The sequence below is a fragment of the Streptomyces sp. UW30 genome (assembly GCF_008042075.1).
Lineage (GTDB): Bacteria > Actinomycetota > Actinomycetes > Streptomycetales > Streptomycetaceae > Streptomyces.
In genome coordinates this window covers 1-672 of record NZ_RDBN01000187.1, presented here as the reverse complement: position 1 = coordinate 672, position 672 = coordinate 1, and the positions used below count along the sequence as shown (strand labels likewise).

Genomic DNA, 672 nt, shown 5'->3' with positions numbered 1-672 from the left:
GTCCAGAACGGCGCGGCGGCGCAGCCGCGTCGCAGCCCGGCACCGGCCGGCCGGCAGGCCGCACCCGGAGGCAGGGCCGCGGCGGAACCCGCCCGTGGCGTTCCGGTGCAGCCGCGCCGCGGATCCATGGCACGAGTCGTGGCCCACTGAGCCGCAGTCCCACGACCCGCGTCACCGGATCCGGCGCACGCACCGTCTGATCCACGCACGACAGGCACGACCCGCACTTCACGCACGTCCCGTGCAGCGCCGCACCGCCGTCCCCAAGACCGGTTCGGGAGCCGCTGGTCCGCGCGGGGTGCCGGGACCGTACGTCCGCACATCCGTATCCCCGTGCGGACGTACGGTCCCGGCACCCCGCGCGGCCGCATGTGCGGGGGATGTCGCGAACTGGCGTGTATGCAGCGCATATCCACCGTTTCCCAGCGGTAGTAAGCACCTTGGTGGCAGTCTGCTCAACAGCAGATACGCAAAGTGGCAATCGCAGGCAGGCAGCCGGAGGTGCACGTCCCGTGGCGTCCAATGTCAATCCCACCGTCAGGCGACGCCGGCTGGGCCAGGAGCTGCGCCGGCTCCGCGAGCTCAAGGGCATGACGGCCGAGGAAGTGGCCGAGCGGCTGCTGGTGTCGCAGTCGAAGATCAGCCGGCTGGAGAACGGACGGCGCAGCATCA

General features: G+C 71.4%; 1 protein-coding gene. It reads left to right on the top strand.

What is annotated here, in order from left to right; all coding sequences use genetic code 11:
* Positions 1-512: 512 nt before the first annotated feature.
* The coding region (locus EAO75_RS45485) for a helix-turn-helix domain-containing protein (protein ID WP_148000968.1) at positions 513-672 on the top strand (160 nt) is incomplete at its 3' end.